Here is a 24,535-nt window from a genome sequence, read left to right on the forward strand (position 1 = left end):
GCTTGTAACAGGTTTTGACCAAGATCGACCTTTATTCAACCCCTTTGGACTTGCTGTCATCCAGTAGTTGCAACACTTGAAATATAGCCTTTTCCCTTCCCACAGCCTCAAGAACGCCGGCCGGATCGCTCCGACGGGCGTCCGAGACCATCGGCGATCCAGCCCTCACAAGATCTTCTGCCCCGTCTTCTCCCAGTCCTTCATGAACGCATCGAGCCCCTTGTCGGTGAGGGGGTGGTCGGCCATCGCCTTGATCACCTTGGGCGGCGCGGTCATCACGTCGGCGCCGATCATGGCGGATTGATGCGCGTGGTTCACGGTGCGGATCGAGGCGGCGAGGATCTGGGTTTCGTAGCCGTAATTGTCATAGACCTGCCGGATGTCGGCGATGAGCTCCATCCCGTCGAGGTTGATGTCGTCGAGCCGCCCGATGAAGGGCGAGATGAAGGTCGCCCCCGCCTTGGCCGCCAGCAACGCCTGGTTGGCCGAGAAGCACAGCGTCACGTTGACCATGTTGCCCTCGCCCGAGAGCACCTTGCACGCCTTGAGCCCGGCCCAGGTGAGCGGCACCTTCACGGCGATGTTGTCGGCGATCCTGGCGAGCTTGCGGCCCTCGGCGATCATCTCGTCGGCCTCGAGCGCCACGACCTCGGCCGAGACGGGGCCGTCGACCATCCCCGCGATCTCCTTCGTGACCTCGAGGATGTCGCGGCCCGATTTCAGGATCAGCGAGGGGTTGGTGGTGACACCGTCCACCATCCCGAGGTCGTTGAGCTCGGCGATCTGGTCGACTTCGGCGGTATCGACGAAAAATTTCATGGCGCATCCCTCCGGCGGATTGGCATATCTGTCGCGACGGGTGTACCCCATGCCAAAGCCTGCCGAAACCCCTGACGCGAGGTGCGCGTGTCGCCGCAACCGCCCGGATTTTTCGACCACGGAGAGCTGATCTCGGTGCTGACGACGCAACCGCTTGACCGGACGCTCGATTACCGCGCGCCCGAGGGCGGGGCGCAGGCGGGAGCGTTCGTCGAGGTGCCGCTCGGGCCGCGCAAGGTGCTGGGCGTGGTCTGGGGGCCGGGGCGGGGCGATTTCGACCTCGCGAAGGTGCGCCATGCGAATCGCGTGCTGGACGTGGCGCCGATGCGCGAGGAGATGCAGGAGTTCCTGACCCGCGCGGGGGACTACACGCTGACGCCCCTCTCGGCGATGCTGCGCCTTGCCACGCGCGCGCCGGGCCTGGGCGATCCGCCCTCGATGCGCAAGGTCTATCGCGCCGGCCACGCCACGCCCGAGCGGATGACGGATGCGCGCGCCCGCGTGCTGGCGGTGCTCGAGGCGTATGGCGGGCTGGCCTTCACGCTGGGGGAGCTGGCCGATCACGCGGGCGTGTCGTCCTCGGTGATCAAGGGCCTCGTCAAGCTGGGCGCGGTGGTCGAGGAGGAGGCGCCGCGCGACCTGCCCTATGCGCCGCTCGACCTCGCGCGCCCCGGCCCCGAGCTGACGCCCGACCAGGCGGCCGCCGCCGAGGCGCTCCGGCAGGGGATTGCCGGGGGTGGCTATGGCACCACGCTCTTGCGCGGCGTCACCGGCTCGGGCAAGACCGAGGTGTATCTCGAGGCGGTGGCGGAATGCCTGCGGCAGGGCCGCCAGGCGCTGGTCCTGCTGCCCGAGATCGCGCTCACCGAGGAGTTCCTGCGCCGCCTGCGCGCCCGCTTCGGCGCCATGCCCGCCGAGTGGCATTCGGGCGTGACCATGACCGAACGCCGCCGCGCGTGGAAGATGGTGGGCGAGGGCGGCTGCCAGGTGGTCGTCGGCGCGCGCTCGGCGCTGTTCCTGCCGTTCTGCGACCTCGGCCTCATCGTCGTCGACGAGGAGCATGACAGTTCCTACAAGCAGGAGGACGGCGTTCTCTACAACGCGCGGGACATGGCGGTGCTGCGCGCGTCGATCTGCGGCGCGCAGGTGGTGCTGGCCTCGGCCACGCCCAGCCTCGAGACATGGGTCAATGCCGAGGCGGGGAAATACGCCCGGCTCGACCTCGGCGCGCGGTTCGGCGAGGCGGTGATGCCCGAGCTGCGCGCGATCGACATGCGGGCCGAGGATCTGCCGGGCAGCCGCTGGATCTCGCCCACCCTGCAGGCGGCGGCGCGGGCGCGGATCGAGCGGGGCGAGCAGGTGCTCTTCTTCCTCAACCGGCGCGGCTATGCCCCGGTCACGATCTGCCGCGCCTGCGGGCACCAGATCGGCTGCCCCCACTGCGACGCGCGCATGGTCGAGCACCGTTTCCTCGGGCGGCTCATGTGCCACCAATGCGGCGAGACGGCGCCCCTGCCCGCGGCCTGCCCCGCCTGCGAGGTGGAGGGCAAGCTGGCGGCGGTCGGCCCGGGGGTCGAGCGGCTGGCCGAGGAGGCGGCCGCGCTTTTCCCCGAGGCGCGGATCGCGACGCTCTCGTCGGACCTTTTCGGCTCGGCCCGCGCGCTCAAGGCCGAGATCGCGGCCATCGGGGCGGGCGGCGCCGATATCGTGATCGGCACGCAGCTCGTCGCCAAGGGGCACAACTTTCCGAACCTCACGCTCGTGGGCGTGATCGACGCCGATCTCGGGCTCCAGGGCTCGGACCTGCGCGCGGCGGAGCGCACGTTTCAACTGATGCGGCAGGTGGCGGGGCGCGCGGGGCGGGCCGAGAAGCCGGGCACGGCGCTTCTCCAGACGTTCCAGCCCGAGCATCCGGTCATCCGCGCGATCCTCGCGGGCGACGAGGAGGGGTTCTGGCGGGCCGAGGCGCGCGAGCGCGAGGCGGCGGGCGTGCCGCCCTTCGGGCGCATGGCGGGCATCATCCTCTCGTCTCCCGACCCGCAGGAGGCGTTCGACGCGGGCAGCGCGCTCGCGCGGCGCGACGGACCCTTGCGCGCGGCCGGCGCGCAGGTCTACGGTCCCGCCGCCGCCCCCGTCGCGCGCATCCGGGGCCGCCACCGCGTGCGCCTTCTGGTCAAGGCGCCCAAGGGCACCGCGCTGCAACCGGCCATCGCCGAATGGATCGGCCAGATCCGGCCCTCGGCCAACCTGCGCCTCACCGTCGACATCGACCCGCAGAGTTTCCTTTGAGGCAGCGCGCATCCCGACCCAGACCGCAGAACCCGCTTGAACCTTCCCGGCGGCGCGCCTAGGCTCTGGCTCACCTCGGGGTGTCCCAGGCCTCTGGCCGGGACTGAGATGCGGCTCCCGCGAACCCGTTGAACCTGAACCGGCTAGAACCGGCGGAGGGAAGGTTCTCGCGCGGATCGCGCCCCTTGCCCTCTCGCTCGCCAAGACAAGAGGGAAAGATCATGAAGTATCTTGGATTTGCAGCGGGATTCCTGAGTGTAAGTGCGGTCGCCGCGGCCGCCGACACGCGGGAGTTGACCGTCTATACCTATGACAGTTTTGTCGCCGACTGGGGGCCGGGGCCCAAGATCGAGGCGGCGTTCGAGGCGACCTGCGACTGCGACCTGAAATTCGTGGGCGTCGAGGATGGCGCGGCGCTCCTGGCGCGGGTGCGTCTCGAGGGGGAGCGGTCGGAGGCGGACGTGGTCCTCGGGCTCGACACCAACCTCATGGCGGCGGCCACCGAAACGGGCCTTTTCGCGCCAAGCGGCGTCGAGGCTGCCTATGACCTGCCCGTCGAATGGGCCGATCCGGTCTTCGTGCCCTATGACTGGGGCTATTTCGCCTTTGTCCACGACAAGGGCCTCGAGCCGCCCGCGAATTTCCGCGCGCTTGGCGAAAGCGAGGTGAGCATCGTGATCCAGGACCCGCGCTCCTCGACGCCAGGGCTTGGCCTTCTGATGTGGGTCAAGGCCGCGCATGGCGACGACGCGCCCGCGATCTGGGAGGAGTTGGCCGACAACATCGTGACGGTGACCAAGGGCTGGTCCGAGGCCTATGGCCTTTTCCTCGAGGGGGAGGCCGACATGGTGCTGAGCTACACGACCTCGCCGGCCTATCACCTCATCGCCGAGGAGGACGCGGGCAAGGCGGCGGCGGTCTTCGACGAGGGCCATTACATGCAGGTCGAGGTGGCGGCCCTGATGGAGACGAGCGACACGCCCGACCTCGGGCGCGAGTTTCTGCAATTCCTCGTGAGTGACGCGGCGCAGTCGATCCTGCCCACGACCAACTGGATGTATCCCGCCGTGATGCCGGAGGGCGGGTTGCCCGACGGGTTCGGCCAACTCGTGACCCCCGAGGACGCGCTTCTCTTCCCGCCCGAGGAGGCGGCCGCGATCCGTGACGAAGCGCTCGACGAATGGCTGCGCGCGCTCAGCCGGTAAGCGCGTGGCCGGGGGCCGTTGCCGCCGCGCTGGTGGCGGCGGTGATCCTGGGCACGCTGGGCACCGTCGCGGCCACGGCCGAGGCGGGCGGCCGCTTCGCGCCGGGTGACTGGGCGGCGCTGCGCTTCACGCTGGTGCAGGCGGTGCTCTCGGCGGTGCTGAGCGTCGGGCTTGCCGTGCCGGTGGCACGCGCGCTGGCGCGGCGGCGTTTCCGGGGGCGCGCGGCGCTCGTCGCGCTTTTGGGCGCGCCCTTCATCCTGCCCGTCATCGTGGCGGTGCTGGGCCTCGTCACCGTCTTCGGCCGCGCGGGCTGGGTGAGCGCGGGCCTCGGCCTTCTGGGCCTGCCGCCGCTTTCGATCTACGGGCTGCACGGCGTGGTGCTCGCGCATGTCTTCTTCAACCTGCCGCTGGCCACCCGGCTCATCCTCCAGGGCTGGCAGGAGGTGCCGGACGAACGCTTCCGCCTTGCCGCGCAGCTTCGGATCGAGGGCTGGGCCATGTGGCGCCTGATCGAGTGGCCGATGCTCTCGCGGGTGGTGCCGGGGGCGCTGGCGGTCGTCTTCGCGCTTTGCCTCACGAGCTTCGCGGTCGCGCTGACGCTCGGGGGCGGGCCGCGCGCGACGACGATCGAGTTGGCGATCTACCAGGCGTTCCGCTTCGATTTCGACCTCGGCCGCGCGGCGCTCCTGTCGGGGGTGCAGCTCGTGCTGACCATCGCCGCCGCCTCGCTCGCGCTGGCCGCCGGGGCGGGCGCGGGGTTCGGCGCGGGGCTGGGCCGCGCGGTGCGGCGCTGGGACGCGCGGGGGCGGGCGGCGCGCGCGGGCGACGCGGCGTGGATCGCGCTCGCCGCCGTTTTCCTGATCGTGCCGCTGGCCGCGATCGTGGCGGCGGGGCTGCCGGGGCTCGCGGACCTGCCGGTGCAGGTCTGGCGCGCGGCGGGCGTGTCGCTCCTGGTGGCGGCGGGCAGCACGGCGCTGGTCCTCGCGCTCGCCCTGCCGATGGCGGCGGCGGTGGCGCGGGGGCGGATGGGCGTGGTCGAGGTCTCGGGGCTCCTCGGCCTCGCGGCCTCGCCGCTGGTGATCGGCACGGGGCTTTTCATCCTCGTGCGGCCGGTGGCCGACCCCTTCGCGCTCGCCCTGCCGGTCACGGCGCTGGTCAACGCGGTGATGGCGCTGCCCTTCGCGCTGCGCATCCTCGGGCCGGCGGCGCGCGAGGCCGTGGCGGCGCATGGGCGGCTGGCGCTGGGGCTGCAGATCACCGGATGGCGGTTCATGGCGCTGGTGATGATCCCGCGCCTGCGCGCGCAGATCGGCTTTGCCGCGGGGCTGTCGGCGGCGCTGTCGATGGGCGATCTGGGCGTCATCGCGCTTTTCGCCGATCCCGAGACGGCGACGCTCCCCCTGCAGGTCTACCGCCTGATGGGCGCCTACCGGATGGAGCAGGCGGCGGGCGCGGCGCTCTTGTTGCTGGTGCTGTCGCTCGCGCTTTTCTGGACGCTCGATCGCGGGGGGCGGTGGCATGCTGAGGCTTGAGGGCTGCGTGATCCGCGCGGGCGAGTTCGAGCTGCGCGCCGATCTCGCGGTGCAGAAGGGCCGCCGGGTGGCCGTCATCGGACCCTCGGGCGGGGGCAAGACCACGCTTCTCGAGGCTGTGGCGGGATTCATCCGGCCCGTGGAGGGGCGCATCACGTGGGAGGGGCGCGACCTCGGCCCGCTCGCGCCCGGCGCGCGGCCCGTGGCGATGCTGTTCCAGGAGGGCAATCTTTTCCCCCACCTCACCGCCGCGCAGAACGTGGGGCTGGGCCTCGCGCCGCGTCTCGCCATGGCGGGCGATGCGCGGGTGACGCAGGCGCTCGGGCGGGTGGGCCTTGCCGGGCTCGAGCGGCGCCAGCCTTCGGAAATGTCGGGCGGGCAGCGGGCGCGCGTGGCGCTCGCGCGCGTGCTGGTGCAGCGGCGCGACCTGCTGCTGCTCGACGAGCCCTTCGCGGCGCTCGGCCCGGCGCTCAGGGCCGAGATGCTCGACATGGTGGCCGATCTCGCCGCCGAAACGGGCGCCACGGTGCTGATGGTCAGCCACCATCCCGACGACGCGCGCCGCATCGCCGACGAGGTGATCGTCGTGGCCGAGGGCCGCGCGGCCCCGCCGGTGGAGACGCGCGCGCTTTTCGCCGATCCGCCTCCGGTGCTGCGGCGCTACCTCGGGTAGTCTCAGCGGTGCTCGGGCGGCACCCAGTCCTGCGGCGGCCCGTTCCAGAAGCGGTTCGGGTTGTCCTCGTCCAGCCCGCGTTTGTGGCGGGTGCGGATGGCGGGGGTGACGAAGATGACCGGCTCCTCGTAGGGGTGGGCGTGGTAGAGCGCCTCGAGAAGCGGCGTAAGCCGGGTTTCATCCGCGAGGAAGAGGGAAAGCTCGACGCAGGGCACCTCGACCGTGTCCGGGGTGGCGGGATTGCGGCCGGTGCCCAGCGAGCGGAAGCTCTGGCGGCCCGGCGCGGTCGAGAAGCTGACCCGGTCATAGTCGCCGTATGTCAGGCCATCGACCGCGAGGACCGCCGCGAGCAGGCGGTCGGTATGTGTCTCGGGCACCTGGACCGAGACGCGAAGGCCCGACTGGGTGGTGAACCGTTCGGAAGCGGGGGCGGGCAGGGGCATGGGCGGTCTCCTCTTTGCCATCCCTTCTGACCCGCCGGCGCGGGAAGGCACAGCGCGAACGGTTCGTCCGGGGCCGAAGCGTCGGGGCGAAGGGGCGGGCGCGGGGCGCGCACCCCTTCGCCGACACGCTAGGCCGCGAGAGCCGCGCGGGTCTCGGTGATCGCAAGCGCGGCGCGGGCGGCCTCGCGGCCCTTCTCGACGAAATGCGCGGCGAAGATCTCGCGGTGGTGGTCCGTCTCCTGGTACTGGTGCGGGGTGAGCGAGACCGAGAGGACCGGCACGCCCGTGTCGAGCCCCGCGCGCATCAGCCCGTCGACCACGGCCCCCGCCACGAAATCGTGCCGGTAGATGCCGCCATCCACCACGAACGCCGCCGCCGCCACGGCGGCATAGCGGCCCGTCGCCGCGAGATCGCGCGCGAGAAGCGGCATCTCGAAGGCGCCGGGCACGTCGAAGACGTCGATCCGGGTGGCGGGGATGACCTCGGCAAAGCCGTCGAGCGCGCGATCGACGATGTCGGAATGCCAGTTGGCCTTGATGAAGGCGTAGCGGGGTGGTGTCATGGTCGGGTCTCCTTTCACATCTGACACGTCACCCAGAGCGTCAAACGAAAGGAGAAAGGCCGCCTTGCGCGTCCTCGCCGTCCCGTCGCTCTCTTCCATCCGGACTGTGACCGTCGGCCCCGGAGTTGCACCGGGTCTGCTGTCCCAAGGGCTTGCGTCGCAAACCCGAGGCGCTCGCGGGCTTCGGGGGGCGTGCCTGCGCGCGCTGGCCCCGTTACCGCCGGTGGGGAATTCCGCCCCGCCCTGAGAGTGGCGCGAGGATCGCAGGAAAGGACCGCCGAGACAAGAAAAACCCCGTGACGCGCTGGGCGCCACGGGGCGGGAAGGCCGGAGGTAAGTGCCTTCCCCGGGAGGGACCCCGGTATCAGCCGTCGCTGGGCAGCGTGCCGGCTTCTTTCGCCGCTTCGACCTCGTCGGCCGAGAGCATGCCGTCACCATCGGTGTCGATCGAGGTGAACGTGTCTTCGCCCGCATCGGGCATGGCTGCGTTGAACTCGTCCATCGACACCATGCCGTCGCCGTCGGCGTCCATCGCCTCCATTGCGAATGCGGGAAGGGCCAGGGCTGCGACGAAGGTGGCTGCTGTGACTTGCTTGAACATTAGGTTGCTCCTTTTGGGTTCAGTGTTTCGGAGAGCGTGTGTCGCCCTCGACGCAACACATGGGGATGAATCGTGCGCTTGTCTGCCCCCTATCTCGGGTCCGGCGCCGGGCCTGCACATCTTCGCCGAAAGTGGTTGATTGCATAGGCAAAATAGCGCTATCGGCGGAACGGCGCGCAAGGCGGACGGAACGTTCCGGGAACCGCGGTTCAGGCCAGAAGTTGCGGGGCCGGGCGGATCTCGCCGGTGACGATCTTGCGGAAATTCAGGATCTCGGGACACATGAATTTCCGCGCCGTGGGGTGGTCCGGTTCCAGCACGCCCAGCCGCACGAGGAGCGTGGCGATCACGCATTCGGCGGCGCGCGTGGCGCCATCGGTGATCTTGAGCGCGATGCCCATGCGCCGGCCCGGAATGATCGCGATGTAGAATCCCTCGGCCCCGGTCTTCAGCGCGACGGGCTCGGAGCAGGCCCGCATCAGCTCGGTGCAGGCGCGCCCTTCGCCGGCGACGAGGTCGGGATGCGCCATCATCGCCTCGCGCAGGCGCACCATCGCGGCCTTCCGGGCATCCCCGCCCTCGGTCGCGGCGGCATAGGCCGCCATGGCGCGTCCCATCCCGAGCAGGGTCGAGGCATGGTTCGGGGCCGAACAGCCGTCGATGCCGTAGCCGGGGCTCGTCTCGCCCGTGACCTCCTCGAAGGCGGCGAGGCAGGCGCGCTGCACCGGGTGGTCCGGTTCGACATACTCCGGCCCCGCGCCGAGATGCCGTGCGAGCGTGAGAAAGCCCGCGTGCTTGCCCGAGCAGTTGTTGTGCACCTGGCAGGGGGTCTCGCCCGCGCGGATCATCTCGTCGCGCGCGGCCTCGCCCATGGGCATCTGCGGTCCACAGCGGAAATCGGCATCCGAAAGCCCCATGTCGGCCATCCAGGCCGCCACCCGCGAGGTATGCGCCGGCGCCCCGCTATGCGACGCGCAGGCCAGCGCCAGTTGCTCGGAGGAGAGGTGGTCGCCCGCGCCGCTTTCCACGAGGGGCAGCGCCTGGATCATCTTCGAGGACGAGCGCGGCAGGATCAGCGCATCGGGATCGCCCCAGGCCTCCACGATCCCTCCGGCCTCGTCGCAGATCACCGCATGTCCGGTGTGCCGGCTTTCGGCCAGCGGGCCGCGCCAGATTTCGACAAGCGGGACGGGGGAAGCGGGGTGCGACATGGTCTCTCCTGCAGGTCTCGGACGGTCGCGCGGGCATGTGCGACTTTTCGCCAATTCGGGCTTTCGACTCTCGCCTGTTATAGGCTATTGTTGCAATGTCGAGCAGGATTTGGCCGGTGGCAACCGCAAAAGACCCCCTCGCGGGGCGCAAGCTGCGCCGGTCCCGGAATTGAGGCAACGGACAGCTTGGAGGCTGGACACTGATGGTATCATATTTCAAGCGTGGCGCGATGGTGATGGCACTCGCGCTTCTGACGCAACCGGCGTCTGCGCAACAGGAAAGCACCAACCAGGTCGCGGCGAACACCGCCTGGAGCGTTTTCAAGGACGACGACCCCAAGGAATGCTGGGCGGTCTCCGCCCCGACCGAAACGGTCAACACGCGCGGGGGTCAGACCGTCGCGGTGCGGCGCGGTTCGATCCTGCTGATGACCTTCTTCCGCCCGGCGGCGGGCGTGAACGGGCAGGTGGCCTTCACCGGCGGCTATCCCTTCGCGGGCGGCTCGACCGTGAACGTGAGCGTCGGCGGCAAGAGCTTCGAGCTGTTCACCGAGGGCGAATGGGCGTGGCCCGCCAACCCGCAGGACGATGCGCAGATCATCGCGGCGATGAAGGCGGGGGCGGACGTGACGCTCACCGCCCGGTCGAGCCGCGGCACCCAGACCAAGGACACGTTCTCGCTCATCGGCTATACCGCCGCGCTGGAAGAGGCCGCGAAACGCTGCCAGTGACGGCGGCACCGGCCCGGCATCGCGCGCCCCGGTCCCGCAAGGGCCGGGGTGTTTCGCTTTTCAATCGCCGCCCCATATTGTAGGGACAACAATCCATTCCGACCGAGCCGAGCCACGCCATGCCCGCCGATACGCCGATCACCCAGGACGTCATGACCATTCCGCGCAAGATGCCGGAAGGGAAGATCAACATCGTGGGCCTTACCCGCGATGGCCTGCGCGAGGCGTTGATCGCCCATGGCACGCCGGAAAAGCAGGCCCGGATGCGCACCGGGCAGATCTGGCAATGGGTCTATCAATGGGGCGTGCGCGACTTCTCGGAGATGACGAACCTCGCCAAGGCCTACCGCGCCGACCTGGCCGAACATTTCGAGATCCGCATCCCCGAGATAGTCTCGAAACAGGTGAGCAGCGACGGCACGCGCAAGTATCTCGCGCGCATCGCCGGCGGGCACGAGGTCGAGGTGGTCTATATCCCCGAGGCCGATCGCGGCACGCTCTGCATCAGTTCACAGGTGGGCTGCACGCTCACCTGTTCCTTCTGCCATACCGGCACGCAGAAGCTGGTGCGCAACCTGACGGCCGGCGAGATCGTGGGCCAGGTGATGATGGCACGCGACGATCTGGGCGAATGGCCCGAGCAGGGCGCGCCCAAGGACGAGACGCGGCTTCTGTCCAACATCGTGCTGATGGGGATGGGCGAGCCGCTCTACAATTTCGAGAACGTGCGCGACGCGATGAAGATCGCGATGGATGGCGAGGGGATCAGCCTCTCGCGCCGCCGCATCACGCTCTCGACCTCGGGCGTGGTGCCCGAGATCGCCAAGACGGCCGAGGAGATCGGCTGTCTCCTCGCCGTCAGCTTCCACGCCACCACCGACGAGGTGCGCGACAAGCTGGTGCCGATCAACAGGAAGTGGAACATCGAGGCGCTCCTCGGCGCGCTGCGCGACTATCCGCGCCTCAGCAATTCCGAGCGGATCACGTTCGAATACGTGATGCTGAAGGACGTGAACGACAGCGACGAGGACGCGCGGCGGCTGGTGCAGCTCATCAAGGGCATCCCGGCCAAGATCAACCTCATCCCCTTCAACGAATGGCCCGGCGCCCCGTACGAGCGCAGCACGCCCGAGCGCATCCGCCGCTTTGCCGACATCATCTACAAGGCGGGCTACGCAAGCCCGATCCGCACGCCCCGTGGCGAGGACATCATGGCCGCCTGCGGTCAGCTCAAGTCGGCCACGGAACGCGCCCGCAAGTCGCGCCGCCAGATCGCCGACGAGACCGGCCTGCCCTCCTGACGGCGGCGCTTACGGGATCTTAATCCTTTCCGGCATAGCGTGACCGGCGAAGGAGGGGCCGCGTCATGATACATATCCGCAAGGATCCCACGGTCGAGCGTGGCGTCATCGCGCTCCTGCGCCGCGAACGCGACAGGGCGCGGAGCCGGGCCGAGTGGGAACGCGCGCTGCGGGGCCACGGCTACGCTCTCGACCGCACCGCCACGGGCCTCGTGGTCACGACGCTGCCGCACGGTGTCGAAATCTGCCGCCTTCCCGGCGACCTGGCCTGATGCGTCCCGACCGCGTGCAACCCTTGCGCGTATTTTCGTCCATTTGCCCCGAAATTTCTTTTCCGTGCCCAATTTCGACTGAATTGTCGCCGTTTCTGCAAAATAGCCAGGTTTCACTGTTATTTGTTCAGGGAAGAGAAACGATGACACAGATGACGCATTTGAGCCCTCCAACGTGATGGACCTTGTCCTGCGCGAGCGCCGCATGGCGGTGTCCGAGCGCGAGTGGAAACACCGCCTGCGCGGCTACGGCTATGCCATCCGCGACACGGACGAGGGGCGCGTCGTCACCTCGATCCTGCGCGGCGACGCGCTTTGCGGCCTGCCCGCGCAGCTGGTGGCCTGACCGACGGTTCCGGCCGGGGCGGGCTTCACGGCTCGCGGGGATAGAACGCGTCGATGATCTCGACCGCCTCGTCGGCCGTCTCGACGAACTGGAACAGGTCGAGATCCTCGGGCGAGATCGTGCCCGCATCGGCCAGGGCCTCCCAGTTGACGATCCGTTCCCAGAATTCCTGTCCGAACAGCAGGAAGGGCATGGGTTTCATCCGGTCGGTCTGGATCAGGGTCAGCGCCTCGAAGGTTTCATCGAGCGTGCCGAAGCCGCCCGGAAAGACGCAGATCGCCTTGGCCCGCATGAGGAAGTGCATCTTGCGGATCGCGAAATAGTGGAAGTTGAAGCACAGGCCGGGCGTCACGTATTCGTTCGGCGCCTGCTCGTGCGGCAACACGATGTTGAGCCCGATGGACGTGCCGCCCGCCTCGTGCGCGCCGCGGTTGCCGGCCTCCATCACCCCCGGACCGCCACCCGTCGCGATGACGAATTCGCGCCCGTAGCTCTGCATCGACCGTTCGGTCATCTTGTGCGCGAACTTGCGCGCCTCCTCGTAGTATTTCGACAGGCCCGCCAGCGTCTCGGTCCGTGCGCTGGCCCGGTCGTCCGGGGCGGGGATGCGCGCGCCGCCGAAAAGGACCACGGTGCTCTGGATGCCGCGCTCGGTCTGGATCATCTCGGGCTTGAGCAGCTCGAGCTGAAGCCGGACGGGCCGCAGCTCCTCGCGCAGCAGGAAATCGTTGTCGTTGAAGGCGAGCCTGTAGGCAGGGGCGCGTGTCTGGGGCGTGTCGGGCACCTTCTCGGCGGTGCTGCGATCCGACTGGGCATCGCGGAACTGGCTCTGGCGGTCGTCTCTCATGGGCGCGCATGTCCTCGGGGTTGCTCTTCGCCCCAAGGCGTATAGGTTTCGCGCCGACTTGGAAAGCGCGAGGTGCCGCTCTTATGGACTGGAAAAGCGAGATCGAGGCGGCGCGCGGGCGCCTCCGGGGGCGCGTGCGCGAAACGCCGGTCTTGCGGGCCACGGGCCTCTGGGAGGGCGGCGCGGTCGAGCTGAAGCTCGAGCAGATGCAGCACACCGGCAGCTTCAAGGCGCGCGGCGCGATGAACACCGTGCTGAGCCGCGACGTGCCCGCGGCGGGGCTGGTGGCGGCGTCGGGCGGCAATCACGGCGCGGCGGTCGCCTGGGCGGCGCGCGAGGCGGGGTATCCCGCGCGCATCTTCGTCCCCGAGATGGCCGGCCCCGCCAAGATCGCGCTCATCCGGGCGCTGGGGGCCGATCTCGTGGTCGTGCCCGGCGCCTATGCCAACGCGCTCGAGGCCGCGCAGCAGCACGAGGCCGAGACCGGCGCGATGCAGATCCATGCCTATGACGCCGAGGCGACGGTCGCCGGGCAGGGCACCTGCATGGCCGAGTGGGAGGCGCAGGGCCTGCAGGCCGACACCGTGCTCATCGCGGTGGGCGGCGGCGGGCTGGTGGCGGGGGCGCTCGCCTGGCTCGGGGCCGCGCGCCGCGTCGTCGCGGTCGAGCCGCGCACCTGTGCCGCGCTGCATGCCGCGCGTGCGGCCGGGCGCCCCGTGGACGTGGAGGTGTCAGGGCTGGCCGCCAACGCGCTCGGCGCGCGCCGGGCGGGCGAAATCGCCTTTGATCTCGCGCGGCGCCATGACGTGACGCCCGTGCTGGTCGAGGACGCCGACATCGCGGCGGCGCAGGCGCGGCTCTGGCGGGAATTGCGTCAACTGGTCGAGCCCGCGGGCGCCGCCGCCCTCGCCGCGCTCACCTCGGGCGCCTACCGCCCCGAACCGGGCGAGCGCGTGGCGGTGCTGGTCTGCGGCGGAAACATCGCGCCCGATCCGTTGGGATGAGGAGATCCGAAGGATGCCCGGTCTCGCCGGGATGATGGAGACCGACAAAGCTCCTCCCGATTTTCCGCATTGCGCCCGGAGGCGAAGCGCGTAGCATCGCGCCAGATCCGAGGAGCCCCCATGACCGACCGCCGCAACCGCCCGCTTTCGCCCGCCACCAGGCTCGCGCAGGCGCTCAAATACGTGGACGAGCGCACCGGCGCGCTCGTGCCGCCGATCCAGCCCACGGCGACCTACGCGCGCGATGCCGATTACGGCAAGCGCCGCGATTTCATCTATCGCCGCGACGGCAACGAGACGGTCGAACTGGCCGAGGCGATCATCGCCGATCTCGAGGAGGCCGAGGCCTGTCTGCTCTTCGCCAGCGGCATGTCGGCCTGCCATGCCATCATCGACGCGCTCGGGACCGGCGATCACGTCGTCGTACCCGAGGTGATGTATCACGGTGTTTTGGCCGAGTTCCGCCGCGCCTCGGCGCTGGGGCGGCTCGAGGTGAGCCATTACCGCGCCGCCGATCTCGACGACCTGCGCGCGCAAATGCGGCCGGGCGAGACGACGCTCGTCTGGGTCGAGACGCCGAACAACCCCGACTGGGACGTGACCGACATCGCGGCGGCCGCGGCGATCGCGCACGAGGCGGGCGCGCGGCTCGTCACCGACTGCACCGCGACACCGCCCTGTGCCACGCGGGCGCTCGAGCACGGCGCGGATATCTCGTTCCATTCGGCGACGAAATACCTGGGCGGGCACTCCGACGTGACGGCGGGCGCGCTCTCGGTGCGCGAGACGGGCGCGTTCTGGCAGGCCCTGGCCGAGCGGCGGATGCTGCATGGCACGGTGCTGCATTCCTTCGACGCGTGGCTGCTGATCCGGGGGATGCGGACGCTGCCGCTGCGTTATGCCCGCCAGAGCGAAAGCGCCATGAAGATCGCGCGCCATTTCGACGGGCATCCCGGCGTTGCGCGCGTGCTCTATCCGGGCCTTCCCGCGCATCCGGGCCACGAGATCGCCAAACGCCAGACCGGCGGGCAGTTCGGCGGGATGCTCTCGCTCGTGATCCGCGGCGGTGAGCGGGCGGCGATCGACGTGGCGCGCGGCTGCGCGCTTTTCTATCCCGCCACCTCGCTCGGCGGGGTCGAAAGCCTGATCGAGCACCGCAAGACCGTCTCGGGCGAGGGGTTCCGGGTCGACCCCGCGCTCCTGCGGCTGTCGGTGGGGATCGAGGAGGCCGATGACCTCATCGCCGATCTCGAACAGGCGCTGGCGCGCGTGACGGGCTGAGCCATAGCGCCGGGCCGGGAGGCGCCGCATCTGGCATGAAGCGCGGGGGTGATCTGGCCCTATATCGCCGGGGGCGGCGCGGATAGGTATGGCGCAAATCTCATACGAGGATCGCCCCCATGAAAATGACCACCGAAGAAGCCTTCGTCAAAACGCTCCAGATGCACGGCATTCAACATGCCTTCGGCATCATCGGCTCGGCCTTCATGCCGATCTCCGACATCTTCCCCAAGGCGGGCATCACCTTCTGGGATTGCGCGCACGAGGGATCGGGCGGGATGATGGCCGACGGCTATACCCGCGCCACCGGCAAGATGTGCATGATGATCGCCCAGAACGGCCCCGGCATCACCAACTTCGTGACTGCCGTCAAGACGGCCTACTGGAACCACACGCCGCTCCTGCTGGTGACGCCGCAGGCCGCCAACAAGACCCTGGGGCAGGGCGGTTTCCAGGAGGTCGAGCAGATGGCCGCCTTCGAGGACATGGTCTGCTACCAAGAGGAGGTGCGCGACCCCTCGCGCATGGCCGAGGTGCTGAACCGCGTGATCCTCAACGCGAAACGCTATTCCGCGCCCGCCCAGATCAACGTGCCGCGCGACTACTTCACGCAGGTGATCGACATCGAGCTTCCGCGCATCGTCGAGTTCGAGCGTCCCTCGGGCGGGGAGGCCGCGCTTGACGAGGCGGCGAAGCTGCTGTCGGAGGCGAAATTCCCCGTGATCCTCAACGGCGCGGGCGTGATCCTTGCCGGTGCGATCCCCGCGACGGCGAAACTGGCCGAGCGGCTCGACGCGCCGGTCTGCTGCGGCTACCAGCACAACGACGCCTTCCCCGGTTCGCACCCGCTTCATGCCGGGCCGCTGGGGTACAACGGCTCGAAGGCGGCGATGCAGCTCATCAGCCAGGCCGACGTGGTGCTCTGCCTCGGCACGCGGCTCAACCCGTTCTCGACCCTGCCGGGCTATGGCATCGACTACTGGCCGAAGGACGCGAAGATCATCCAGGTGGACGTGAAGCCCGAACGCATCGGCCTCACCAAGCCCGTCACCGTGGGTATCGTGGGCGATGCCAAGAAGGTGGCCGAAACGATCCTCGACAAGCTGTCGGACAACGCCGGCGACGCGGGCCGCGAGGAGCGCAAGGCCTTGATCGCCAAGACGAAATCGGCCTGGGCGCAGGAGCTTTCCTCGATGGATCACGAGGAGGACGACCCCGGCACGACCTGGAACCAGCGCGCCCGCGACGCCAAGCCCGAGTGGATGAGCCCGCGCATGGCGTGGCGCGCGATCCAGGCGGCGCTGCCGAAGGACGCGATCATCTCCTCCGACATCGGCAACAACTGCGCCATCGGCAATGCCTATCCGTCCTTCGAGGAGGGGCGCAAATACCTCGCCCCCGGCCTTTTCGGGCCTTGCGGCTATGGCCTTCCGGCCGTGGTGGGCGCCAAGATCGGCTGTCCCGACACGCCGGTGGTCGGCTTCTCGGGCGACGGCGCCTTCGGCATCGCGGTCAACGAACTGACCGCGATCGGGCGCGGCGAATGGCCCGCCATCACGCAGGTCGTCTTCCGCAACTACCAGTGGGGCGCGGAAAAGCGCAACTCGACGCTCTGGTATGACGACAATTTCGTCGGCACCGAGCTTGACGAGGAGGTGAGCTATGCCGGCATCGCCAAGGCCTGCGGGCTCGAGGGCGTGGTGGCGCGCACGATGGACGAGCTGACCGATGCGCTCGACCAGGCGATCAAGGACCAGAAGGCGGGCAAGACCACGCTGATCGAGGCGATGATCAACCAGGAACTGGGCGAGCCCTTCCGCCGCGACGCGATGAAGAAACCCGTCGAGGTGGCCGGGATCGACCCCGCCGACATGCGCGAACAGCAGGTGGGGTAGAAAGCCCGCCCCGGCCCCCCGCGGCGTGCCCACTGGACCTCTGCCGCACGATGGTCTTCTATGCACCCGCCCCGGCCCCGAGCCGGGGCCTCGCGCCTTTTCACCGAGGCCCCGGCTCGGGGCCGGGGCGGGGAGAAACAACCAGGGAATCCCGATGACAGCCGCATACCCCTTCCTCTGCGCCACCCCGCCCCAGGCGCCCGCCGCGCTTCTCGACCGCGCGAGATCCGTGAGGCCGCCGCGCGTGGCGCTCGTGAACGCGGGGGCCGAGAACCCGCTCAACGGTATCCGCGAGGCGATGGACGAGGGGCTGGCCGAGCCGATCCTGATCGGCGACACCGCCAAGATCGAGGCCACGGCGCAGGCGATCGAGTGGGACATCTCGGGGGTGCGCATCATCCACGCGCCGCGCGACATGGCCGGCCCCGAGGCCGCGCGCCTCGTCCGCGAGGGCGAGGCGGACGCGATCATGAAGGGGCAGATCCACACCTCGACCTTTCTCAAGCAACTCCTGCCGTCGCGCGCGGGCCTGCGCGAGAAGGGCGGGCGCTGCGGCCATGTCTTTCACATCACCGCGCCGGGGTCGGACCGGCCGCTTTTCCTCACCGACGCGGCGATGAACGTGGACCCCGACGTCGAGACGCGCAAGGCGTGCCTTGCGCACGCGGTCGGGCTTGCGCAGCTTCTCGGGAACGCGCGGCCGAAGGCGGGAATCCTCTCGCCCACCGAGGATCTTGTCGAGACGGTGCCGAACACGATCGAGGCCCGCCAGATCGAGACATGGGCGAAGGAGGCGCTGCCGCACGCGGTGGTGCAGGGGCCGATGGCGATGGACCTTATCCTTTCGGCCGAGGCGGCACAGGTGAAGGGCTTCGCCTCCGAGGTGGCGGGCGACGCGGACATCATCCTCACCCCCAACATCACCACCGGCAACGCGGTCTTCAAGATCATGGCCTTCGGCATGGGCTGCTGCTGCGCGGGGGTCGTGCTTGGCCTCAAGGTGCCGCTGCTGCTCACCTCGCGGGCACAGGAAGCCCCCTCGCGCATCGCCTCCGCCGCGCTGGGCGCGATCGTGGCGGCCCGATGATCCTCGTTCTCAACAGCGGATCGTCCTCGATCAAGTTCGCCGTGTTCGACGCGGACATACGACAGCGTATGTCGGGCGGCATCGACGGGATCGGCGCGGCGGGCGGCACGCTGCGGCTGGGCGAGACCCGGGCCGAGACGGGCGCGGACACCCATACCGAGGCGCTCTCCGAGATCATGCGCGCGCTGGACGAGGCGGGCCATCCGCTCGACGCGCTGCGCGCGGTGGGGCACCGGGTGGTGCATGGCGGCGAGACGCTCACCGCGCCCGCGCGCGTCACGCCCGGCATCCGGGCCGAGATCGAGGCGGCGGTGCCGCTGGCCCCGCTGCACAACCCCCACAACCTCGCCGGGATCGACGCGATTGCCGAACTGGCCCCCGACCTGCCGCAGGTGGCCTGTTTCGACACGGGCTTCCACGCCACCAACCCCGAGGTCGCGCGCCGCTATGCCATTCCCGACCGGGACGAGACGGCGGGCATCCGGCGCTACGGCTTCCACGGGATCAGCTTCGACGCGATGGTCGCCACGTGGCGCGACCAGACCGGCACCGACCTGCCGCACCGCCTTCTCGCGCTCCATCTCGGCAACGGCGCCTCGCTTTGCGCGATCCGCGAGGGGGAGTCGGCGGCGACCACCATGGGGTATTCGCCGCTCGAGGGGCTGACCATGGGCACGCGCTCGGGGAGCATCGACGGCAACGCGGTGCTGCACCTGGCCGAGGTGATGGGCATCGAGGGCGCGCGCGAACTGCTCAACCACGAAAGCGGCCTCCTGGGCCTTTCGGGCGAAAGCTCGGACATGCGCGCGCTGCGCGCCTCCGACAGCGCGGCGGCGGCCTTCGCGGTCGAGCATTTCTGCTACTGGGCCGCGCGCCACGCGGGCAGCATGATCGCCGCGATGGGCGGGATCGACGCCATGGCCTTCACCGGCGGCATCGGCGAGAACGCGGACCCCATACGCGACCGTATCGTCGATCTCCTGCGCTGGTCCGGTGACGTGCCGGTCCATGTCATCGAGGCGCGCGAGGAAGCGCAGATCGCCCGCGCCACCGCCGATCTTCTCTCGGGCGACGCGTGAGAGGCGCGCGCATCTTATCCACCGGCCCGGACCGGGGCACCACGGCCGGCGCGAAAAACCGTCGCGCCCGGCGCGAATCCGTCCTAGCCTCGGTCGCGCGAAGGGAGGCCCCATGACCCAGCCGACACTCGATCTCTCGCCCAAGGTCTCGGACGAGGTGCGCCGCACCACCTGCTACATGTGCGCCTGCCGCTGCGGGATCAACGTGCATATGAAGGGCGGCAAGGTCGCCTATATCGAGGGCAATCGCGACCACCCGGTGAACCGGGGCGTGCTCTGCGCCAAGGGCAGCGCGGGCATCATGCAGCACAACGCGCCCTCGCGCCTGCGCGCGCCGCTCAGGCGCACCGGTCCGCGCGGCTCGGGCCAGTTCGAGGAGATCAGCTGGGACGAGGCGCTCAAGATCGCGACCGACTGGCTCGCCCCGCTGCGCGAGGAGGCGCCGGAAAAGCTCGCCTTCTTCACCGGCCGCGACCAGTCGCAGAGCTTCACGAGCTACTGGGCGCAGAATTTCGGCACCCCCAACTACGCCGCGCATGGCGGCTTCTGCTCGGTCAACATGGCGGCGGCGGGCATCTACACCATGGGCGGCGCCTTCTGGGAATTCGGTCAGCCCGACTGGGACCACACCAGGCTTTTCATGCTGTTCGGCGTGGCCGAGGACCATGACAGCAACCCGATCAAGATGGGGCTGGCCAAGATCAAGGCCCGCGGCGCACGGGTCATCGGCGTCAACCCCATCCGCACCGGCTACAACGCCGTCGCCGACGACTGGGTCGGCATCACGCCCGGCACCGACGGACTTTTCATCCTGTCGCTCGTGCACGAGCTTCTGCGCGCCGGGAAAATCGACCTCGACTACCTCGCGCGCTACACCAACGCGCCCATCCTCGTGAACCGCGACAGCAAGTCGCCCGACTACGGCCTCTTCCTGCGCGACGACGACGGCAAGCCGCTCGTCATCGACCGCGAGACGAAGAAGCTCACGCCCTTCGACGCGCCCGGCGTGCGCCCCGACCTCTCCGCCACCCATCGCCACGGCGGCATCACGCACAAGCCGGTGATGCACCTCATCGCCACGCGCTACATGGACCGGAAATACGCCCCCGAGGTCGTGGCCGAGCGGTGCGGCATCCCGGCCTCGCGCATTCGCGCCATCGCCACCGAACTGGCCCGCGTGGCCTTCGACGAGGCGTTCGAGCTCGACCACGAATGGACCGATTTCCGGGGTGAGACGCACAAGACCATGACCGGCCGCCCGGTCAGCTTCCACGCCATGCGCGGCATCTCGGCGCATTCCAACGGGTTCCAGACCTGCCGCGCGCTCCACCTGCTGCAAATCCTTCTCGGCACGGTCGAGGTGCCCGGCGGCTTCCGCTTCAAGCCGCCCTATCCGAAACCCGTGCGCGCCCATCCCGCGCCCCATTGCGGCGTGACCCCCGGCAAGCCGCTCGACGGCCCGCACCTGGGTTACGTGCAGGGCCCCGAGGATCTCTGCCTGCGCGAGGACGGCAGCCCCGCCCGCATCGACAAGGCGTTCACCTGGGAAAACCCGCTCTCGGCGCATGGGCTCATGCACATGGTCATCTCGAACGCCCATGCGGGCGATCCCTACAGGATCGACACGCTTTTCATGTACATGGCCAACATGTCGTGGAACTCCTCGATGAACACGGGCGGCGTGCAGCAGATGCTGACCGACACCGACGAGAACGGCGACTACGTCATCCCGCGCATCATCTATTCCGACGCCTACTCGTCCGAGATGGTGGCCTATGCCGACCTGATCCTGCCCGACACCACCTATCTCGAGCGTTACGACTGCATCTCGCTTCTCGACCGGCCCATCTGCGAGGCCGGCGCGGCGGCGGACGCGATCCGCTGGCCGGTGGTGAAGCCTGACCGGGATGTGCGCGGGTTCCAGTCCGTGCTCTGCGATCTCGGCGCGCGGCTGGGCCTGCCGGGCTTCGTCAACGCGGACGGGACACAGAAATACGCCGATTACGCCGACTACATCGTCAACCACGAGCGCAAGCCGGGCATCGGCCCTCTCGCCGGCTGGCGCATGGGGGAAAAGGGGCTGACCCACGGGCGCGGCGGCCCGAACGCGGCCCAGCTCGACAGCTACATCTCGAACGGCGGCTTCTTCGTGAAGCACATCCCAGAGGGGGCGCAGTATTACAAGCCGTGGAACATGGCCTACCAGGACTGGGCCGTCGGCATGGGCATCTTCGACGCGCCGCAACCTTACGTCTTCGACCTCTATGCCGAGACGCTGCGCCGCTTCCAGTTGGCCGCCGAGGGCCACGGCGACCGCCAGCCCCCCGACCACCTGCGCGGCCGGATAAAGGAGACGCTCGACCCCCTGCCCACCTGGTATCCGGCGGCCGAGGACGCGCATGTGGATACGGCGGAATATCCCGTCCACGCGCTCACCCAGCGGCCCATGGCGATGTATCACTCCTGGGGTTCGCAGAACGCGTGGCTGCGCCAGATCCACGGGCATAACCCGCTCTACGTGCCCACGAAGCTCTGGCAGGCCCACGGCTTCGAGGAGGGCGACTGGGCGCGCGTCACCTCGGCCCATGGCACGATCACCGTGCCCGTGGCGCATATGGCCGCGCTCAACGAGAATACCGTCTGGACATGGAACGCCATCGGCAAGCGCAAGGGCGCCTGGGCGCTCGAGAAGGACGCGCCCGAGGCCACGAAGGGCTTCCTGCTCAATCACCTGATCCACGAACTGCTCCCGCCTCGCGGCGACGGGTTGCGCTGGGCCAATTCCGACCCGGTGACGGGACAGGCCGCGTGGTTCGACCTGCGCGTCAAGCTCGAGAAGGTCGCGCCCCCGGCCGAAAGCCAGCCAAGCTTTCCCCCGCTCGACTCTCCCGTGGGGCAGGGGCCGGACGAACTGCAATGGAAGGTCGGAAAATGAGCCTGCTTCTTCTTGCCCGAAATATCCCGGGGTCCGGGGCAGAGCCCCGGTCCGACGCCCGCAGCTTGCGAAGGGCCGGGACATGACCACGCTCCCCGCTTCCACCAGCCGCAAGCTCGGCCTCGTGATCGACCTCGATACCTGCGTCGGCTGCCATGCCTGCGTGATCTCCTGCAAGGGCTGGAACACCGAGAATTACGGCGCGCCGCTTTCGGATCAGGATCCCTATGGCGACGATCCGCGCGGCACCTTCCTCAACCGCGTCCACAGCTACGAGGTGCAGCCGCTGGCGCAATCCGACAAGGTGCAGCCCACGGCGCAGATCTTCCACTTCCCCAAGTCCTGCCTGCATTGCGAGGATGCGCCCTGCGTCACCGTCTGCCCCACCGGGGCCAGCTACAAGCGCGTCGAGGACGGCATCGTGCTGGTCAACGAATCCGACTGTATCGGCTGCGGCCTCTGCGCCTGGGCCTGCCCCTACGGCGCGCGCGAGATGGACGCGGCCGAGGGCGTGATGAAGAAATGCACCCTCTGCGTCGACCGCATCTACAACGAGAACCTGCCCGAGGTGGACCGCACCCCGGCCTGCGTGCGCACCTGCCCGGCGGGCGCGCGCCACTTTGGCGATCTGGGCGATCCCGACAGCGATGTGAGCCGCCTCGTGGCCGAGCGCGGCGGCATCGACCTCATGCCCGAGCAGGGCACCAGGCCGGTCAACCAGTATCTCCCGCCGCGCCCGCGCGACCGGCTCGACGGCGCGGGCGAGATCGACGTGCTCGCCCCCTTCCTCGAGCCGGTGGCGGAAGAGCCGAAGGGCTTCCTCGGCTGGCTCGACAAGACGCTGGAGAAGCTCTGAATGCATCCCGCCCCCTCCGTCATCACCTTCACCACGCTTTCGGGTCTCGGCTTCGGCCTGCTCTTCTGGCTGGGCCTGGGCCTTCCGTCCGTCACAGGCTGGGTGGCCTTCGCCTTCTTCGCCATCGCATACCTGCTGGCCGTGGGCGGGCTCATGGCCTCGACCTTCCACCTGGGCCATCCCGAACGCGCGCTGAAGGCGTTCACGCAATGGCGCTCCTCCTGGCTCAGCCGCGAGGCGTGGGCCTCGGTCCTGGCGCTGATCGTCATGGCGGTCTTCGGCGCGGGGCTGGTCTTCTGGGGCGTGCGCTGGCCGGTGATGGGCTGGCTCGGTTCGGCGGTGTCGCTTGTGACGGTCGTCACCACCTCGATGATCTACACGCAGATGAAGACCGTGCCGCGCTGGCACACATGGCTCACGCCCGCGCTCTACCTCGTGCTCTCGCTCGCGGGCGGGGCGCTCCTCGCGGGGCAGGTGACGGCGGCGCTCGTTCTCCTGCCGGTCGCGGCGGCGGTGCAGGTGGCGTGGTGGCTGCGCGGGGACGGCGCCTTCGCCCGCAGCGGCACCACCCTCGCCACGGCGACCGGGCTGGGCCGGAACGGCGCCATCCGCTCCTTCGAGCCGCCGCATACGGGCACCAACTACCTCCTGCGCGAATTCGTCCATGTCGTCGCCCGCCGCCACGCGCTCAAGCTGCGCGTGATCGCCTTCGCCCTGGGCTACGCGCTGCCCTTCGTGCTCCTGTTGCTGCCCTTCGGCCACTGGCTCGCCGCCCTCGCGGTCATCTCGCACCTCGCGGGCATCGCCACCTCGCGCTGGCTCTTCTTCGCCGAGGCCGAGCACGTGGTGGGGCTCTATTACGGGAAACGGGCGGCGTGAGAGGGCAATTGTTCTCGTAGTCGATATGACCTATATTGATGACATGCCCGCGAAAACGCCCGCCACATCCACGACCCTCACCGTTCGCATCAGCGGCGCGCTCAGTGATTTCGTCACAGAAAACGTGGGCGAGAACGGCTCCTACGAAAACATCAGCGAATATGTCCGCGACCTGATCCGCCGTGACAAGGAACGGGCCGAGCGCCGGAGCTTCGAAAGGCTCAAGGCCGAGTTGACCCGCGCCTTCAACGCTCCGGATGATGACTTCAAGCCGCTGACGGCGTCCGAGGTGATCGCACGCAACCGGAGCTGATGGCTTGACCGTTCGCATCGAAGCGGCAGCTTCCCTCCGCCTCGATGAAATCTATCGCTACAGGCGCGACAAGTGGGGCGAGGCGCAGGCGGACCTCTACATCGCCGGCCTGTTCGAGGCGTTCGAGCGCATTGAAACTGGCGGCACAGCATCCCGCCCGGTTCCGGCCGAGTTCGACGTGACCGGATATTTCTTCCGCTATGAACGCCACTTCGTTTATTGGAAATGGCTGGCGAATGGCGACGTCGGCGTTGTGACGATCCTGCACGAACGGATGCACCGGATGGACCGTTTTCGCGACGATTTCTTCGGCGGATAGCCCCGAATCGAAAACGGCCCCGCCGGATGGCAGGGCCGCTTCCAATGTCAAACC

Annotated in this window: 24 protein-coding genes and 2 riboswitches; of the genes, 18 read left to right on the plus strand and 6 right to left on the minus strand. The window is 69.1% G+C overall.

Features of this window, described 5'->3' with window-relative positions:
* Positions 1 to 165: 165 nt before the first annotated feature.
* The gene (fsa, locus tag K1T73_RS03510; protein WP_220602608.1) at positions 166 to 819 is read right to left on the minus strand and encodes a fructose-6-phosphate aldolase; all 654 of its coding nucleotides are present in this window, start codon (positions 817 to 819) and stop codon (positions 166 to 168) included.
* An 87-nt stretch (positions 820 to 906) separates the two neighbouring features.
* On the opposite strand from fsa, the gene K1T73_RS03515 reads away from it, so the two are divergent.
* From K1T73_RS03515 to K1T73_RS03530, 4 genes are all read left to right on the plus strand, one after another.
* Positions 907 to 3,108: a primosomal protein N' gene (locus K1T73_RS03515; RefSeq protein ID WP_220602609.1), complete on the plus strand. Its 2,202-nt coding sequence runs from the start codon at positions 907 to 909 to the stop codon at positions 3,106 to 3,108.
* Between the two features lie 66 nt (positions 3,109 to 3,174).
* Positions 3,175 to 3,286, plus strand: a riboswitch (TPP riboswitch).
* A 43-nt stretch (positions 3,287 to 3,329) separates the two neighbouring features.
* Positions 3,330 to 4,313: a thiamine ABC transporter substrate binding subunit gene (gene thiB, locus K1T73_RS03520; RefSeq protein ID WP_220602610.1), complete on the plus strand. Its 984-nt coding sequence runs from the start codon at positions 3,330 to 3,332 to the stop codon at positions 4,311 to 4,313.
* Positions 4,289 to 5,845, plus strand: coding sequence for a thiamine/thiamine pyrophosphate ABC transporter permease ThiP (locus tag K1T73_RS03525; protein WP_220602611.1), 1,557 nt, complete (start codon positions 4,289 to 4,291; stop codon positions 5,843 to 5,845). The genes thiB and K1T73_RS03525 overlap by 25 nt, the downstream gene beginning before the upstream one ends.
* Entirely contained in the window at positions 5,832 to 6,518 is a 687-nt protein-coding gene (locus tag K1T73_RS03530) for an ATP-binding cassette domain-containing protein (RefSeq protein WP_220602612.1), read from the plus strand. Before K1T73_RS03525 ends, K1T73_RS03530 begins: the two co-directional genes overlap by 14 nt.
* Positions 6,519 to 6,520: 2 nt before the next feature.
* Here K1T73_RS03530 and K1T73_RS03535 read toward each other — a convergent pair whose 3' ends face one another.
* The 4 genes from K1T73_RS03535 to K1T73_RS03550 all read right to left on the minus strand — a co-directional run bounded on the left by K1T73_RS03535 (position 6,521) and on the right by K1T73_RS03550 (position 9,336).
* Positions 6,521 to 6,961: a hypothetical protein gene (locus K1T73_RS03535; protein WP_220602613.1), complete on the minus strand. Its 441-nt coding sequence runs from the start codon at positions 6,959 to 6,961 to the stop codon at positions 6,521 to 6,523.
* A gap of 128 nt (positions 6,962 to 7,089) precedes the next feature.
* A complete protein-coding gene (locus tag K1T73_RS03540; protein WP_220602614.1) occupies positions 7,090 to 7,524 on the minus strand; it encodes a 6,7-dimethyl-8-ribityllumazine synthase in 435 nt (144 codons plus the stop codon).
* Positions 7,525 to 7,607: 83 nt separating this feature from the next.
* A riboswitch (FMN riboswitch) is annotated at positions 7,608 to 7,779 on the minus strand.
* 109 nt (positions 7,780 to 7,888) lie between these two features.
* On the minus strand, positions 7,889 to 8,125 hold the full coding sequence (locus tag K1T73_RS03545) for an EF-hand domain-containing protein (protein WP_220602615.1): 237 nt from the start codon (positions 8,123 to 8,125) through the stop codon (positions 7,889 to 7,891).
* A gap of 209 nt (positions 8,126 to 8,334) precedes the next feature.
* Entirely contained in the window at positions 8,335 to 9,336 is a 1,002-nt protein-coding gene (locus K1T73_RS03550) for an asparaginase (protein WP_220602616.1), read from the minus strand.
* Positions 9,337 to 9,566: 230 nt separating this feature from the next.
* Here K1T73_RS03550 and K1T73_RS03555 point away from each other — a divergent pair, with 230 nt between their 5' ends.
* From K1T73_RS03555 to K1T73_RS03570, 4 genes are all read left to right on the plus strand, one after another.
* Positions 9,567 to 10,067, plus strand: a complete 501-nt coding sequence (locus K1T73_RS03555) for an invasion associated locus B family protein (protein ID WP_220603598.1) — start codon at positions 9,567 to 9,569, stop codon at positions 10,065 to 10,067.
* A 119-nt stretch (positions 10,068 to 10,186) separates the two neighbouring features.
* Positions 10,187 to 11,368, plus strand: coding sequence for a 23S rRNA (adenine(2503)-C(2))-methyltransferase RlmN (gene rlmN, locus K1T73_RS03560; RefSeq protein WP_220602617.1), 1,182 nt, complete (start codon positions 10,187 to 10,189; stop codon positions 11,366 to 11,368).
* A gap of 65 nt (positions 11,369 to 11,433) precedes the next feature.
* A complete protein-coding gene (locus K1T73_RS03565; protein ID WP_220602618.1) occupies positions 11,434 to 11,640 on the plus strand; it encodes a hypothetical protein in 207 nt (68 codons plus the stop codon).
* A gap of 175 nt (positions 11,641 to 11,815) precedes the next feature.
* Positions 11,816 to 11,986 (plus strand): hypothetical protein, encoded by a 171-nt coding sequence (locus tag K1T73_RS03570; protein ID WP_220603811.1) that lies wholly within the window; start codon positions 11,816 to 11,818, stop codon positions 11,984 to 11,986.
* Between the two features lie 25 nt (positions 11,987 to 12,011).
* Here K1T73_RS03570 and K1T73_RS03575 read toward each other — a convergent pair whose 3' ends face one another.
* The gene (locus tag K1T73_RS03575; RefSeq protein ID WP_220602619.1) at positions 12,012 to 12,833 is read right to left on the minus strand and encodes a TIGR00730 family Rossman fold protein; all 822 of its coding nucleotides are present in this window, start codon (positions 12,831 to 12,833) and stop codon (positions 12,012 to 12,014) included.
* 83 nt (positions 12,834 to 12,916) lie between these two features.
* Here K1T73_RS03575 and K1T73_RS03580 point away from each other — a divergent pair, with 83 nt between their 5' ends.
* The 10 genes from K1T73_RS03580 (at position 12,917) to K1T73_RS03625 (ending at position 24,481) form a co-directional block, all read left to right on the plus strand.
* Positions 12,917 to 13,837 (plus strand): threonine/serine dehydratase, encoded by a 921-nt coding sequence (locus tag K1T73_RS03580; protein ID WP_220602620.1) that lies wholly within the window; start codon positions 12,917 to 12,919, stop codon positions 13,835 to 13,837.
* A 120-nt stretch (positions 13,838 to 13,957) separates the two neighbouring features.
* On the plus strand, positions 13,958 to 15,118 hold the full coding sequence (locus tag K1T73_RS03585; RefSeq protein WP_220602621.1) for a PLP-dependent aspartate aminotransferase family protein: 1,161 nt from the start codon (positions 13,958 to 13,960) through the stop codon (positions 15,116 to 15,118).
* A 119-nt stretch (positions 15,119 to 15,237) separates the two neighbouring features.
* A complete protein-coding gene (gene xsc / locus K1T73_RS03590) occupies positions 15,238 to 17,013 on the plus strand; it encodes a sulfoacetaldehyde acetyltransferase (protein WP_220602622.1) in 1,776 nt (591 codons plus the stop codon).
* A 154-nt stretch (positions 17,014 to 17,167) separates the two neighbouring features.
* A complete protein-coding gene (locus tag K1T73_RS03595) occupies positions 17,168 to 18,100 on the plus strand; it encodes a phosphate acyltransferase (RefSeq protein WP_220602623.1) in 933 nt (310 codons plus the stop codon).
* Positions 18,097 to 19,179 (plus strand): acetate/propionate family kinase, encoded by a 1,083-nt coding sequence (locus K1T73_RS03600; RefSeq protein ID WP_220602624.1) that lies wholly within the window; start codon positions 18,097 to 18,099, stop codon positions 19,177 to 19,179. The genes K1T73_RS03595 and K1T73_RS03600 overlap by 4 nt, the downstream gene beginning before the upstream one ends.
* A 112-nt stretch (positions 19,180 to 19,291) precedes the next feature.
* On the plus strand, positions 19,292 to 22,114 hold the full coding sequence (locus tag K1T73_RS03605; RefSeq protein WP_220602625.1) for a molybdopterin oxidoreductase family protein: 2,823 nt from the start codon (positions 19,292 to 19,294) through the stop codon (positions 22,112 to 22,114).
* A gap of 82 nt (positions 22,115 to 22,196) precedes the next feature.
* Positions 22,197 to 22,970 (plus strand): 4Fe-4S dicluster domain-containing protein, encoded by a 774-nt coding sequence (locus K1T73_RS03610; protein ID WP_220602626.1) that lies wholly within the window; start codon positions 22,197 to 22,199, stop codon positions 22,968 to 22,970.
* Positions 22,971 to 23,849 (plus strand): DmsC/YnfH family molybdoenzyme membrane anchor subunit, encoded by an 879-nt coding sequence (locus K1T73_RS03615; protein WP_220602627.1) that lies wholly within the window; start codon positions 22,971 to 22,973, stop codon positions 23,847 to 23,849.
* 25 nt (positions 23,850 to 23,874) lie between these two features.
* Positions 23,875 to 24,162, plus strand: coding sequence for an addiction module antitoxin (locus K1T73_RS03620; protein WP_259400432.1), 288 nt, complete (start codon positions 23,875 to 23,877; stop codon positions 24,160 to 24,162).
* Positions 24,163 to 24,166: 4 nt separating this feature from the next.
* Positions 24,167 to 24,481 (plus strand): type II toxin-antitoxin system RelE/ParE family toxin, encoded by a 315-nt coding sequence (locus K1T73_RS03625; protein ID WP_220602628.1) that lies wholly within the window; start codon positions 24,167 to 24,169, stop codon positions 24,479 to 24,481.
* Positions 24,482 to 24,535: the final 54 nt, after the last annotated feature.

It is taken from the genome of Roseovarius sp. SCSIO 43702 (assembly GCF_019599045.1).
Taxonomy (GTDB): Bacteria; Pseudomonadota; Alphaproteobacteria; order Rhodobacterales; family Rhodobacteraceae; genus Roseovarius.